General features: G+C 72.9%; 12 protein-coding genes and 1 pseudogene. 9 read left to right on the top strand and 4 right to left on the bottom strand.

Going from position 1 to position 13,343, the window contains the following annotated elements:
* Positions 1-102: 102 nt before the first annotated feature.
* The 3 genes and pseudogenes from ACIPK4_RS33970 to ACIPK4_RS33960 all read left to right on the top strand — a co-directional run.
* A pseudogene (locus tag ACIPK4_RS33970) lies at positions 103-615 on the top strand (TetR/AcrR family transcriptional regulator); the annotation flags it as partial.
* Positions 616-1,098: 483 nt separating this feature from the next.
* Complete coding sequence (locus tag ACIPK4_RS33965; RefSeq protein WP_054226859.1) at positions 1,099-2,274, top strand: acyl-CoA dehydrogenase family protein; 1,176 nt, start codon at positions 1,099-1,101, stop codon at positions 2,272-2,274.
* The gene (locus tag ACIPK4_RS33960) at positions 2,271-2,663 is read left to right on the top strand and encodes a GNAT family N-acetyltransferase (protein WP_402320121.1); all 393 of its coding nucleotides are present in this window, start codon (positions 2,271-2,273) and stop codon (positions 2,661-2,663) included. Before ACIPK4_RS33965 ends, ACIPK4_RS33960 begins: the two co-directional genes overlap by 4 nt.
* Positions 2,664-2,811: 148 nt before the next feature.
* Here ACIPK4_RS33960 and ACIPK4_RS33955 read toward each other — a convergent pair whose 3' ends face one another.
* Positions 2,812-3,624, bottom strand: coding sequence for a phytanoyl-CoA dioxygenase family protein (locus tag ACIPK4_RS33955; RefSeq protein ID WP_402320118.1), 813 nt, complete (start codon positions 3,622-3,624; stop codon positions 2,812-2,814).
* A gap of 559 nt (positions 3,625-4,183) precedes the next feature.
* Between ACIPK4_RS33955 and ACIPK4_RS33950 the strand changes: the two genes are divergently transcribed.
* Complete coding sequence (locus ACIPK4_RS33950; protein WP_402320115.1) at positions 4,184-5,317, top strand: hypothetical protein; 1,134 nt, start codon at positions 4,184-4,186, stop codon at positions 5,315-5,317.
* Positions 5,318-5,332: 15 nt separating this feature from the next.
* A complete protein-coding gene (locus ACIPK4_RS33945) occupies positions 5,333-6,433 on the top strand; it encodes a phosphotransferase family protein (RefSeq protein WP_402320112.1) in 1,101 nt (366 codons plus the stop codon).
* Between the two features lie 25 nt (positions 6,434-6,458).
* Here the strand turns inward: ACIPK4_RS33945 and ACIPK4_RS33940 are convergent, their stop codons facing one another.
* Positions 6,459-6,908 carry a hypothetical protein gene (locus ACIPK4_RS33940; RefSeq protein WP_054226855.1) on the bottom strand — a complete coding sequence of 150 codons (450 nt, stop codon included), beginning with the start codon at positions 6,906-6,908 and terminating at the stop codon, positions 6,459-6,461.
* 217 nt (positions 6,909-7,125) lie between these two features.
* Here ACIPK4_RS33940 and ACIPK4_RS33935 point away from each other — a divergent pair, with 217 nt between their 5' ends.
* The 4 genes from ACIPK4_RS33935 to fxsA all read left to right on the top strand — a co-directional run bounded on the left by ACIPK4_RS33935 (position 7,126) and on the right by fxsA (position 11,115).
* The gene (locus ACIPK4_RS33935; protein ID WP_030240692.1) at positions 7,126-7,566 is read left to right on the top strand and encodes an Lrp/AsnC family transcriptional regulator; all 441 of its coding nucleotides are present in this window, start codon (positions 7,126-7,128) and stop codon (positions 7,564-7,566) included.
* Positions 7,567-7,702: 136 nt separating this feature from the next.
* Complete coding sequence (locus ACIPK4_RS33930; protein WP_402320108.1) at positions 7,703-9,337, top strand: amidohydrolase; 1,635 nt, start codon at positions 7,703-7,705, stop codon at positions 9,335-9,337.
* A 322-nt stretch (positions 9,338-9,659) separates the two neighbouring features.
* The gene (locus tag ACIPK4_RS33925; protein WP_402320105.1) at positions 9,660-10,439 is read left to right on the top strand and encodes a polyprenol monophosphomannose synthase; all 780 of its coding nucleotides are present in this window, start codon (positions 9,660-9,662) and stop codon (positions 10,437-10,439) included.
* A gap of 94 nt (positions 10,440-10,533) precedes the next feature.
* Positions 10,534-11,115: an FxsA family membrane protein gene (gene fxsA, locus ACIPK4_RS33920; RefSeq protein ID WP_402320102.1), complete on the top strand. Its 582-nt coding sequence runs from the start codon at positions 10,534-10,536 to the stop codon at positions 11,113-11,115.
* Positions 11,116-11,239: 124 nt separating this feature from the next.
* On the opposite strand, the gene ACIPK4_RS33915 is transcribed toward fxsA, so the two are convergent.
* Positions 11,240-11,614 carry an RNA polymerase-binding protein RbpA gene (locus ACIPK4_RS33915; protein WP_007262928.1) on the bottom strand — a complete coding sequence of 125 codons (375 nt, stop codon included), beginning with the start codon at positions 11,612-11,614 and terminating at the stop codon, positions 11,240-11,242.
* Positions 11,615-11,937: 323 nt separating this feature from the next.
* Positions 11,938-13,317, bottom strand: coding sequence for an MFS transporter (locus ACIPK4_RS33910; RefSeq protein ID WP_402320099.1), 1,380 nt, complete (start codon positions 13,315-13,317; stop codon positions 11,938-11,940).
* Between the last annotated feature and the right edge of the window lie 26 nt (positions 13,318-13,343).

The raw sequence follows: 13,343 nt of genomic DNA, 5'->3' as shown, positions 1-13,343 counted from the left end.
CCCGTGGAAGTGCCTTCCGTACGTCGTCCGTGCAGCGGAAGTGCATGAGACAGGTCTGCCATACTGCGGGCATCCTGTGGCAGTTCGAGGCTAGGGCCGAATTTGAATAATAGTCAACAGCGTGGTGCGACCGGGCGTTCGCAGGTCCGCAGGGCGGAACTCATAGCCACCGGACGCAAGTTGTTCGCCGATACCTCGTACGACGCGCTCTCCATGGACGACATCGCCAAACAGGCGGGCGTCGCCAAGGGGTTGATCTACTACTACTTCAAGAGCAAGCGCGGCTACTACCTCGCCATCGTCGAGGACTCGGTCGCCGAGCTCGTCGCCCGCGCCGCCGGGGAACCGGACCTGCCCAAGGTCGAGCGGGTGCGTCGCACCGTCGACGGCTACCTCCGCTTCGCCGAGCAGCACCAGGCCGCCTACCGCACCATCGTCGCCGGGGGAGTGGGCTCCGACGCCGAGGTCCTCGCCATCCGCGACGCGGTCCGCGAGGAACTGGTGGCCACGATCGCCGAGGGCGCGTACGGGCACCGGGTCGTCCCGCCGCTCGCCCGGCTCGCGCTGGTCGGCTGGCTGTCCGGGGTCGAGGGGGCCACCTTGGAGTGGATCGGCGCGCGGGCCGCCGAAACAGCCTCCCCGGCCGCCTCCCCGGCCGCTTCCGCGGACGCGGACAACGATGTCGACGTCCAGGGCCATGCCGACGGCGGTGCCGATGACGAGGGCGACGGCGTCGCGCCGGAGGGGGCGCCGCACGACGGGGCGGGAGCCGGTCCGCGCCCCGCGTACCCGCAGCCCGAACGGACCCGGCTCGGAGCCCTGCTCGTGCGCCAGCTGCGCGCGACTCTGACGGTGATCGGGGAGTTCGTCCCGGAGTGTCCACCCCCTCCCCTTCCCGAAGAGGCGTTCGAGACCGTCGGTGATCTTGCCCCGGTGACGGGACGCTCCTGATCGGGCATACTCAAGCCGCCGCAGCCACTGAACTGCCCCTTCCGTGATCCGGGAGGGCAGTATCGGCTGTGAGAGCACCGATACCCGGCGGCGCGTCCCACACCTCACGCGTCGCCGCCGTGCCCGACGAGGGAGAAGAGCGCCGCCATGACTGACCGCGCCCCGCAGCCGGTGGACCGTCAGCTGCCCACCGAGGAGTCCCGGGATCTCCTCGCACTCGTACGAGAGATCGCCCAGCGGGAGATCCGCCCCGTGGCCGCCGACGAGGAGGACGCCGGGCGCTTCCCGCGGGCGATCTTCACCCTGCTGTCGGAGGCCGGCCTGCTCGGTCTTCCGTACGCCGGCGAGTACGGCGGCGGCGAGCAGCCGTACGAGGTCTACCTCCAGGTCCTGGAGGAGCTGGCCGCGGCCCGCCTGACCGTCGGGCTCGGCGTCAGCGTGCACTCCCTGGCCTGCCACGGCCTGGCCGGATACGGCACCGAGGAGCAGCAGAAGGCCCACCTGCCCGCCATGCTCGGCGGCGGCCTGCTCGGCGCGTACTGCCTCTCCGAGCCCGCCTCCGGCTCCGACGCCGCCTCGCTGACCACCAAGGCCGTGCGCGACGCGGGGGGAGACTGGGTCATCACCGGCACCAAGGCCTGGATCACCCACGGCGGGGTCGCGGACTTCTACACCGTCCTCGCGCGCACCGGCGGCGAGGGCCCCAAGGGCATCACCGCCTTCCTGGTGCCCGGCGACGCGGAGGGCCTGACGGCCGCCGTCCCGGAGAAGAAGATGGGCATGAAGGGCTCGCCCACCGCCCAACTGCACTTCGACGGGGTCCGCGTCCCGGACACCCGCCGCATCGGCGAGGAGGGCCAGGGCTTCACCATCGCCCTGGCCGCCCTGGACGCGGGCCGCCTGGGCATCGCCGCCTGCGCCATCGGTGTCGCGCAGGCCGCCCTGGACGAGGCCCTCACGTACGCCCTGGACCGCAAGCAGTTCGGCCACCCGATCGCGGACTTCCAGGGCCTGCGGTTCATGCTCGCCGACATGGCCACCAAGATCGAGGCCGGCCGGGCGCTGTACCTGGCGGCCGCGCGGCTGCGCGACGCGGGCAAGCCGTTCTCCCGCCAGGCGGCGATGGCGAAGCTGTTCTGCACCGACGCCGCCATGGCCGTCACCACGGACGCGGTCCAGGTCCTCGGCGGCTACGGGTACACCGCGGACTTCCCGGTGGAGCGGCTGATGCGCGAGGCGAAGGTCCTCCAGATCGTCGAGGGCACCAACCAGATCCAGCGCATGGTCATCGCCCGCCACCTGGCCGGCCCCGAATCGCGTTGACGCCCGCCCTGGTCCTGGAGGTCCGTCCGGCCCTGGCCGACGCCGAACTCAACGAGCTGTTCGGCGCGGCCTGGCCGGGGCACCGGACGGCCGCGTTCGGGCCGGTGCTGGAGCGCAGCACCGCGTGGATCACGGCCCGCCGCGGCGGACGCCTGGTCGGCTACGTCAACGTCGCGGGTGACGGCGGCGCGCACGCCTTCGTCCTGGACACCACCGTCCACCCGGACGAACGCCGCCGCGGCCTCGGGGTCCGGCTGGTCCGGGCAGCCGCCGAGGCGGCGCGCGCCTCCGGGGCCCAGTGGCTGCACGTGGACTACGAGCCGCACCTGGAGCCCTTCTACGCCCGGTGCGGGTTCCGGCCGACCGCCGCGGGGCTGCTCGCCCTCTAAGGGCTGTCCCGCAATCCCCGGTGGATCAGCGCGCGGCGTCGGATGCGGTGCACGCACGGCGCAGGGGCGTCCGCATACCGTGCTGGTGCGGGCGTTCCCCCGACAGTGCAGCGAGGTGCCGTAGCCGACGCCGCGCGCCCGCCGGGGCTTAGGGGACAGCCCTCAGCCCCTCGACGGGCAGCGGTTTGGCGTCGTGGTTGACGAAGCAGTCCGGCCGCGCGCCCGGGTGGCCGGCGGGCGGTGCGTTGGACACCGCGTTGTAGCTGATCAGGGCGAGCGTGCGGGTGTGCGGGGAGCGGTTCGGGCCCGAGCTGTGCACCAGGTTGCCGTGAAAGAACACCACCGTGCCGGCCGGCCCGGTGGCCTCGTACACGCCCCGGGTCCGGGCGAGCTCCTCGGTGGAGGGGTCCGGGAGCGCGTAGGCGAGCCGGCTGGAGGTGATCCAGGCCCAGTCCCCCTCCTCCCGGCCGGGGCCGCCGGAGGGGGCGGGCTCCTCCGGCCGGTCGGTGTGGGTGCCCGGTATCAGACGCAGCGGGCCGTTCTCCCCGGTGACCTCGTCGAGGAACACGGCGGCGGTGAGCGCCGCCGGGCGGGGCATCCCGTCGGTGGCCCTCCAGAAGTCGAAGTCCCGGTGCCACTGCCAGCGTTCACCGCGCCGGGCCGCCTTCGGATTGACCTTCCACTGGTACACGTACATGTCCTCGCCCAGGAGCAGCCGGGCCAGTGCGGTCAGCGGCGACCTTTCGGCCAGGGCCTGCCAGGGGCCGCCTCTGCGGTGGAGTCCGTAGACGGCGCGCACGCTCGTGCCGTCCTCCTCGAAGAACCGCTGCGGTCCCTCCTCGGCGAGGACGGAGGGCAGCTCCCCGGTCAGGGGGGCCCAGATCTCGTGCGGAGTGATCGGTGGGACGACGGCGAAGCCGTCGCGCCGGAAATCGGCCAGGAGCCGCTTCGGGTCGGTCATGGCCCCAGGGTGCCGACCGGCCCGCGGCGCGGCGAGGCAGCACGGGGAGCGCACGTGGGGTGCGCCGGGTCACCGGGACGCCCCTACTCGCCGTCGTAGAGCGGGCCGGCCGGCCAGATGGGCGAGCCGGCGACCCGGGACCACTCCGGATCGCGGCGGCCCGGCAGGGTGCGTCCGTCCGCGGCCCAACGTGCCAGCAGCGCCTGGCAGATCGGCGGATCGGACTGCCGCTGCGGAACCGATTCTTCGTAGCCGGGCGGCGCCGGACGCCGCCGTCGGCCCGTTCTTGCCCCAGGGGCTTCGAGCGTGGTCATGCAGGGCCAACGCGCCGTTCGAGCCACGGGTAACCGCCCCGGCCCTGCGGGTATCCGTTCGAGGTGTCCCCGTCGTGCCGGGGCCCGGCCCGCTCCCCGAGGTGGCCAGACGTGCCGGGATGTCAGGGAGTGACAGAAGTCTGGCCCCGGGCTCCAGATCTGACGTACCGTCATATCCGCCCGAGCCGACGCCGCGCCCCCGCGGCCCCGCACCCCGCGCCACCACGCCGCCCAGGAGGTTTGCCATGCCCGCGGACCGACCCGTACCCCTCGACGAATACCCCGTCCACCAGGCCCCGCTCTCGATGAAGCACGTCGTCAGCGGCGACCGGAACGCCTACGACCGCTGCATCTTCCACGTCTTCGACCACGCCGGCCGGGCCGTCCTCATCCTCGGTCTCGGCGTCTACCCCAACGCCGGGGTCATCGACGCCTACGCCACCCTGCGCACCGGCGACGAGCTCCTCGCCGTCCGCGCCTCCGACGCCCTCACCGACGACCGCATGAACCTCTCCGTCGGCCCGCTGCGGATCACCGTCGACGAACCCCTGAAGCGGATCACCCTCCGGTGCGCACCCGACCCCACCGACCCCGACGGGCTCTCCTGCGACATCACCTGGACCGCCGAGTTCCCCGCCGTCTGGGAGCCGCACCACGTCCAGCGGCGCGGCGACCGCCTCATGCTCGAAGGCCGCCGCTTCGTCCAGGCCGGCCACGTCACCGGCACCATCCGGGCCAAGGGCGGCGAGCACACCCTCACCCCCGGCGAGTGGACCGGCACCCGCGACCGCAGCTGGGGCGTGCGCCCCATCCCCGGCGAGGACGGCGGCCGCGCCGCCGAGGAGCACCGCCCCGAAGGCTTCCACTGGCTCTGGATCCCCGTCCGCTTCGAGGACCGCTTCGTCATGGTCATCGCCCAGGAGGACGCCGACGGGCACCGCACCCTGAACGAGGCCGTCCAGGTCTTCCCCGAGGACAGCGGCCGCCACGACGTACAGCTCGGGTGGCCCCAGACCGAGATCCGCTACCGGCCCGGCTCCCGCCACCCCGAGAGCGCCGTCGTCCACCTCACCGACCCGGCCCGCAAACCCCTCGAACTCGGCGTCGAGGTCCTGAACTCCTCCCCGCTCGCCGTCGGCGCCGGCTACCCGCCCGCCGCCGACTGGCAGCACGGCACCTGGCAGGGCCGCGGCTGGACCGACCGCCGCACCTACGACCTCTCCGACCCCACCGCCCACCCCATGGCCGCCTTCGGAGTCACCGACCACTCCGCCCGCTTCACCCTCGACGGACGGACCGGCTTCGGCATCTTCGAACACGGCAGCTTCGGCCGCCACGACCCCAGCGGCTTCACCGACTACAGCTCAGTGGCCCAGTAGAGGAAAGGGGAAGTCATGGCAGCACCGGCACCACGCCCGCGCACCTCCACCCGCGAACCCGGGGAACTCGGCCGGCGCCTCGCCGCCTGGCTCGCCGCCGAACTCCCCGGCGCGCAGATCACGGGCGTCCGCGTCCCCGGATCCAACGGCATGTCCAGCGAAACCCTGCTCTTCGACATCGAGCACCCCGACACCCCCGTCCGCTCCTGCGCCCTGCGCCTCGCCGCCGACCCGGCCGCGTACACCGTGTTCCCCGCGTACGACATGCCCCGCCAGCACCGGGTGATGAGCCTGGTCGCCGCGCACACCGACGTGCCCGTCCCGCGCGTGCTGTGGCTGGAACAGGACCCCGGACCGCTCGGCGCACCCTTCTTCGTCATGGCCCGCGCCGAGGGCCGGGTCCCGCCCGACGTCATGCCCTACACCTACGAGGGGAACTGGCTGCACGCCGCGAGCGACTCCGAACGCGCCGTACTCCAGGAGGCGAGCATCTCGCTGCTGGCCCGGCTGCACGACCAGTTCCCCGCGAAGGAGGCCGAGTTCCTCCTCCCCGGGGGAACCGGCAGCCCCCTGCGCCGCCACGTCGACGCCCAACGCGCCTACTACGCCTGGGTGGTCGACGGACTCGCGCCGTCCCCGCTGCTGGAGCGGGCCTTCGACCGCCTGGAGGAGCTGTGGCCCGCGGACGAGGGCCCCGCCGTCCTCAACTGGGGCGACGCCCGCATCGGCAACGTCGTCTACCAACCAGACGGGTTCGAGCCGGTGGCCGTCCTGGACTGGGAGATGGCCGCGTACGCCCCGCGCGAGGTCGACCTCGGCTGGACCGTCTACCTCCACCGCTTCTTCCAGGACCTGACCGTCGGCTTCGGCCAGAGCGGCCTGCCGGACTTCCTGCGCCGCACCGACCTGGAGCGCCGGTACGCCGAACTGACCGGGCACACCCCGCGGGACATGGAGTTCCACACCCTGTACGCGGCCCTGCGGCACGGCATCGTGATGCTGCGCATCGCCTACCGGCAGGCGCACTTCGGCGAGGTCGAGGTCCCGGCGGACCCCGACGCACTGATCCTCCACCACGCCACCCTCAGGGCCATGGTGCAGGGCACGTACTGGTGACCGCGGCCCGGGGGCCGGGAAGCCGTCAGGCGGCCTGCGCGTGCTGGCGCATCTGCGGCAGCAGCGCCGGCGCCGGCATCCGCACGGGACGCGAACCGGGACCGCCGACGTGCGAGAACGGCTGGGTGCGCCAGTCCAGGCCCTGCGGCAGGTCCAGCAGCACGACCTCCAGCTCCGCGGACTGGTCGGGGGCCGCGCCGACGGTCGGCAGCCCCTCGGAGGCCGGGCGGCCCGTACCCGCGCACACCGTGAGCCCGAACGGGTTCCACGGGGTCAGGCAGAGCCCGTGCTCCGGCAGGTACTCCTCGTCCGCGACGAGGGCGATCGACTGGCCGCAGTCCGGGCAGGTCGCGTGGTGGATCTCGAACCCGTCGAACCCGAACCCGTCGGCGTCTTCGAGGTACTCGTCATCGCCGGCGTCGACGAATTCCAGGGGCTCCGGTTCGGTGCGACCGGCGCGCTTGGTGTTCTGCATGGATGTACTCCCCCTTGGGTGGGCCGGGCGGGCAGGTTCTACGGCCTCGGCCACAGCAAGCACTTCCCGCCGCGCGGCACGAGTAACCACAACATCCCGCCGCATGCCTGCATACCCTTGTGGCTTTGGTCACATGCCCGCCGCAGGTGCCACTTGTGGCCGGACAGCACTGTGCCTGGAGCACCCTTGGGCCTTAGGTTGAGCGGCTATGAGCGCAATGGAGGAGCTGGACCGCCAGATCGTGGATCTGCTCGTGCGGGACGGGCGGATGAGCTACACGGATCTGGGCAAGGCCACGGGACTGTCCACGTCGGCGGTCCACCAGCGAGTACGCCGTCTGGAACAGCGCGGGGTGATCCGCGGGTACGCGGCCGTCGTCGATCCCGAAGCCGTGGGCCTGCCCCTGACGGCCTTCATCTCGGTGAAGCCCTTCGACCCGAGCGCACCGGACGACATCGCCGAGCGGCTGGCCGGCGTACCCGAGATCGAGGCCTGCCACAGCGTCGCGGGCGACGAGAACTACATCCTGAAGGTCCGCGTCGCGACCCCGCTGGAGCTGGAGGACCTCCTGGGCCGGCTGCGCGCCCTGGCCCACGTCTCGACCCGCACCACCGTCGTCCTCTCCACCCCGTACGAGGCCCGCCCGCCCCGGGTCTGAACCCTGCTGACGCCCCCCGCGGGGCCCGGCCCCGGGGCGCTCCGGCCCCCCCGCCGGTCCGCCGCGCCGGACCCCGTCCGGCCGACACCCGGGGGGCGCGGTCGAGACGGGCCCGCGGACCCGCGAAACTGTGCGCATGACTGACCGCACCGCCAACTCCGCCGACGCCGCCGGAGCCCCCGCGTCCGAACGGACCGTTCTCCTGCGCGGGGGCGAGGTACACAGCCCCGCCGACCCCTTCGCCACCGCGATGGTCGTCGAGCGCGGACACATCGCCTGGGTCGGCTCCGAAGGCGCCGCCGACGCCTTCGCCCAGGGCGTCGACGAGGTCGTCGACCTGGACGGGGCGCTCGTCACACCCGCCTTCACCGACGCACACGTCCACACCACCTCCGCCGGACTCGCCCTCACCGGCCTGGACCTCACCGGTGCGGCCTCCCTCTCCGAGGCCCTCGGGCTCGTCCGCGCGTACGCCGGACGCCGCCCCGCCGACCGGGTCCTCCTCGGCCACGGCTGGGACGCCGCCCGCTGGCCCGAGCGCCGCGCGCCCCGCCGCGAGGAGCTCGACGAGGCCACCGGCGGCCGCCCGCTCTACCTCAGCCGCATCGACGTGCACTCCGCCGTCGTCACCACCGCCCTGCTGGACCTCGTCCCGGCCGTCACCGTCCGCGGCGACGAGCCGCTGACCCGCGACGACCACCACGCCGTCCGCCGGGCCGCGCTCGCCGCCGTCACCCCCGCCCAGCGCGCCGAAGCCCAGCGGGCCGCCCTCGACCGGGCCGCCTCCCTCGGCATCGGCTCCGTCCACGAGTGCGGCGGCCCCGACATCTCCTCCGCCGAGGACTTCGCGGACCTCCTCAACCTCGCCCGCGAGCGGCCCGGCCCCCGCGTCTTCGGCTACTGGGCCGACCGCGACCTCGAACAGGCCAAGGCGCTCGGCGCCATCGGCGCCGCCGGCGACCTCTTCGTGGACGGCGCCCTCGGCTCCCACACCGCCTGCCTGCACGCCCCGTACGCCGACGCCGGCCACACCGGCACCGGCTACCTCGATGCCGCCGACGTCGCCGCGCACGTCGCCGCCTGCACCGAGGCGGGCCTCCAGGCCGGATTCCACGCCATCGGCGACGCCGCCCTCACCGCCGTGGTCGAGGGCGTGCGGGCCGCCGCCGACAAGGTGGGCCTCGCCCGCGTCCGCGCCGCCCGGCACCGCGTCGAGCACGCCGAGATGATGACCCCCGCCACCATCGCCGCCTTCGCGGACCTCGGCCTCACCGCCTCCGTACAGCCCGCCTTCGACGCGGCCTGGGGCGGCGAGGACGGCATGTACGCCGACCGGCTCGGAGCCGAGCGCGCCCGCACCCTGAACCCGTTCGCCGCCCTGCTCAAGGCCGGCGTCCCGCTGGCGTTCGGTTCGGACGCGCCCGTCACCCCGTTCGACCCCTGGGGCACCGTCCGGGCGGCCGCCTTCCACCGCACCCCCGAGCACCGGATCTCCGTACGGGCCGCGTTCACGGCCCACACCCGGGGCGGCTGGCGGGCGCTGGGCCGCGACGGCGCGGGCGTGCTGGTACCCGGAGCCCCCGCCGACTACGCCCTCTGGGAGACCGCCGAACTGATCGTCCAGGCCCCCGACGACCGGGTCGCCCGCTGGTCCACCGACCCCCGTTCGGGGACCCCCGGGCTGCCCGACCTGACCCCTGGCGGCGACCTGCCGGTGTGCCTCGCCACCGTCGTCGGCGGGCGGGAGGTATTCGTACGGCCACAGGGGTGATCCGGTCGGCCTCGGTTCGGTACGGGCGCTCGGACCCGGATAGGTTCGGCCGGGTCCACCACCGGACGTCCGTACCGGGCGGCTCCGACTGCTCAGCGCGCCCGCGCCTCGGGGGCGAGGGAAGGTTTCGCCGGACGGGGGTCCCCCCTGCTCCGAGGGAACTCGGGGGAAGGTGGCCCCGGTCGGGCCCCGCGGTCCAGTAGACAACGGTCACGGCGACCCGCAGCCAGCGGGAGCCGGACCGGCCCGAAGGACCGCGGGCCCCGGCCACTGTTCTAGAGTCCTCTGTGACAGGACGTACGAGAACACGAAGGCGGACCCGGTGAGCGACGGCGGACAGCGGGGTCACGGACCGCTCGGAACGGCCTTGGTGATCATTCCGACCTACAACGAGGCGGAGAACGTCGGGCCGATCGTCGGCCGCGTGCGCGCTGCGGTTCCCGAGGCCCACGTCCTGGTGGCGGACGACAACAGCCCCGACGGCACCGGCAAGATCGCCGACGGGCTCGCGGCGGGCGACGACCACGTGCACGTCCTGCACCGCAAGGGCAAGGAAGGCCTCGGCGCCGCCTACCTGGCGGGCTTCGCCTGGGGCCTGGAGCGCGACTACGGCGTCCTGGTCGAGATGGACGCCGACGGCTCCCACCAGCCCGAGGAACTGCCGCGGCTGCTCACCGCGCTCGCCGGGGCGGACCTCGTCCTGGGCTCGCGCTGGGTGCCGGGCGGCCGGGTGGTCAACTGGCCCAAGAGCCGTGAGTTCCTCTCACGCGGCGGCTCGACGTACTCCCGGCTGATGCTGGACGTCCCGATCCGGGACGTGACCGGCGGCTACCGGGCCTTCCGCCGCGAGACCCTGGAAGGACTGGGCCTGGACGAGGTCGCCTCCGCCGGCTACTGCTTCCAGGTCGACCTGGCCCGCCGGGCCGTGCGGCGGGGATACCGCGTCGTCGAGGTGCCCATCACCTTCGTCGAGCGCGAGTTCGGCGACAGCAAGATGAGCAAGGACATCGTCGTGGAGGCCCTCTGGCGGGTCACCCAGTGGGGGCTCAGGACCCGCGCCGCCAGACTGACCGGCCACGTCAAGGGCGCGCGGCGCGCCTGACCAGCGGCCGGAGGCACCGGCAGCAGGCCCCCTAGGGGATGTCCGGTACCTCCGGCTGAGGTCGCTTTTATGCCGCCCCAGGCACACTGGGGGCATGACGACCGGCGTTCCCCTTTCGACGGCCCCCCGACGGCGCTCGCGCGCCCGCACGTTCCTTCCCCTGGCGGTCGCCGCCTGGATGATCCTGGAGATCTGGCTGCTGAGCCTGGTCGCCGGAGCGGCCGGCGGGCTGACCGTCGCTGCGCTGCTCATGGGCGGGATCGTGCTGGGCGCGGTGGTCATCAAGCGGGCCGGACGGCGTGCCTTCAAGAACCTGACGAACACCTTCCAGCAGGCTCAGCAGGGTCGGCAGCCCACGCCGCAGCAGCCGGGCGGCGGCAACGGCCTGACGATGCTGGCCGGTCTGCTCCTGATCCTGCCCGGCCTGCTGTCCGACGTGGCGGGCCTGCTCCTGCTGATCCCGCCCGTCCGGGCCCTCGTCGGCCGCCGGGCGGGCCGTTCCCTGGAGCGCAGGATGGCCGCGGCCCCGGCCGGCAGCTTCGGCGACGCCTTCCAGCAGGCCCGGATCCACCAGCCCGACGGCAAGGTCGTCCAGGGCGAGGTCATCCGTGAGAACGATCCGCAGCGGGCCGCCCCCGGTCCCCACGCCGGATACCGGCCGCCGCTGGCGCCCTGAGCCGGGGCAGGGACGAACCCCGGGCAGGGACGAAGCCGAGGCAGGACAAGCAGAAGCAGGCAAGCCGAGGGCCCCCGCCACAGTTCGTGGCGGGGGCCCTCGGCTTGTACGGTGCGTCCGGCTGTCAGGCGGACTTGCGGCTGTCCCGCGGATGCACGGCAATGTTCATGGCGCCGGAACGCAGGACCGCCAGCCTCTCGGCCAGCACCTCCTCGAGTTCCTCGCGGGTGCGCCGCTCCATGAGCATGTCCCAGTGCGTTCGCGCAGGCTTGCCCTTCTTCTCTTCGGGCCCGTCCCCGTCCACCAGGAGTGCCATGGCGCCGCACGCCTTGCACTCCCACTCCGGCGGAATCTCTGCCTCAACCGAGAACGGCATCTCAAATCGATGTCCGTTCTGGCATGCGTACTCCACCGCCTGGCGCGGGGCCAGATCGATGCCGCGGTCCGTCTCGTAGCTGGTAACCACGAGCCGCGTACCGCGGAGAGCTCGCTCACTCATGAATCGTGCCTCCCGGGCTTGTCGCCCACAGGACAGGTGTCGCTGTCGTCGTCATCCGGTCAACGTCCGGTCGGCGGTATAGATTCCCGCTCCGGGTGATGCGTCGCCCGTCGTGCCGCCCCTTGTTGTACCCACCAATGCCCGTTTTGTCACATCTGGCAGCAGATGTCACCCAACGTCTACACTTCTCAAGCGCGCAGTAACGGTCCGCCTGGCAGGCCAAAGGCGTACACTACCGGCCCTTCGCTTCAACGTCGAAATCCGTTCGGAATTCGTATGAAGATCCGGGTCCGATCCGCGGCCGGGGCGGCCGTCGGATCCGGTCAGATCCGCTCGGGTACAGGATTCCCCGCCGCCTCCACCGCACGCCGTACCGGCACCCGTGCCAGGAGCACGAAACCCAGTGCGAAGAACACCACCAACGAGATGATGGCGTCGCGGTAGCTGCCCGTGACCTGGTATGTGAGCCCGAACACCAGCGGCCCCACCCAGCTGACCCCGCGGTCGCTCATTTCGTACGCCGAGAAGTACTCCGCCTCCTTGCCGGCCGGGACCAGGTGGGAGAACAGCGAACGTGACAGCGCCTGGCTGCCGCCCAGCACCAGTCCGATCATCGACGCCAGTATGAAGAACCACACCGGTGCGCCCGCGGGCAGGAAGAAGCCGGCGCCCAGGGTCACCGTCCAGGCCACCAGGGACCCGAGGATGGTCTTCTTCGCGCCGTACGACACGGCCAGCCGGCCCATCGCCATCGCGCCCGCCACGGCGAGGATCTGCACCAGCAGCACCGCCGTGATCAGCGTCGAGTCCTCCAGCTTCAGCTCCTGCTTGCCGTACACGGACGCCTGCGAGATCACGGTCTGGATCCCGTCGTTGTAGACCAGGTACGCCAGCAGGAACGACAGCGTCAGCGGGTGCCGCCGCATGTCCTTCAGCGTGGCGACGAGCTGCTTCCACCCCGAGCCGGCGGCCGCATGGTCGGCGCCCGACCGCACCACCGCCCGGTCCCGCAGCCGGCGCAGCGGGATGATCGCGAACGCGCCCCACCACAGGCCCGCCGAGGCCAGGCAGATGCGCACCGCCGCGTCCTTGGAGATCCCGAAGGACTCGTGCGACTGGAACAGGACCAGGTTCAGGATGAGGACGAACGCCCCCGCCGTGTAGCCGAACGCCCAGCCGCGCGAGGAGACGGCGTCCCTCTCCTCCGGCTCCGCGATCTGCGGCAGGTAGGAGTTGTAGAGCACCATCGACACCGACATCGCGGCGTTCGCGAGGATCAGCAGGACGCCGCCCAGCAGGTAGCGGTCGCCGCCCAGCAGGAACATCGCCGTGGTCGCCGCCGCGCCGGTGTACGCCGCCGCCGCGAGAAGCGGCTTCTTGCGGCCCGTACGGTCCGCGGCCGCGCCCACCAGCGGCATCGCCAGCACCGCGACGATCACGGACACCGAGACGGCGTACGCGAAGAACGAGCCGGACCGCACCGGGATCCCCAGCGGGTGGACGTACCCCTGCGCGTCCTGGGCGGCCTCGGCCATCGCCGTGAGGTACGGGCCGATGAACACCGTCAGCACGGTCGAGGAGTAGACCGAGCACGCGAAGTCGTAGAAGTACCAGCCGTGCTGCTCGCGCTTGCGTTCCGCCGCGCTGGGTGCCGGCTCCCCGCGCGCGGCCCCCGCGCCCTGTTCCGTCGTCTCCGCACTCACCGGTGCCCCCTCGTTCCCGTCCGGCA

The organism is Streptomyces sp. NPDC086989 (assembly GCF_044745505.1).
Lineage (GTDB): Bacteria > Actinomycetota > Actinomycetes > Streptomycetales > Streptomycetaceae > Streptomyces.
This window is presented reverse-complemented; position numbering and strand designations above follow the sequence as displayed.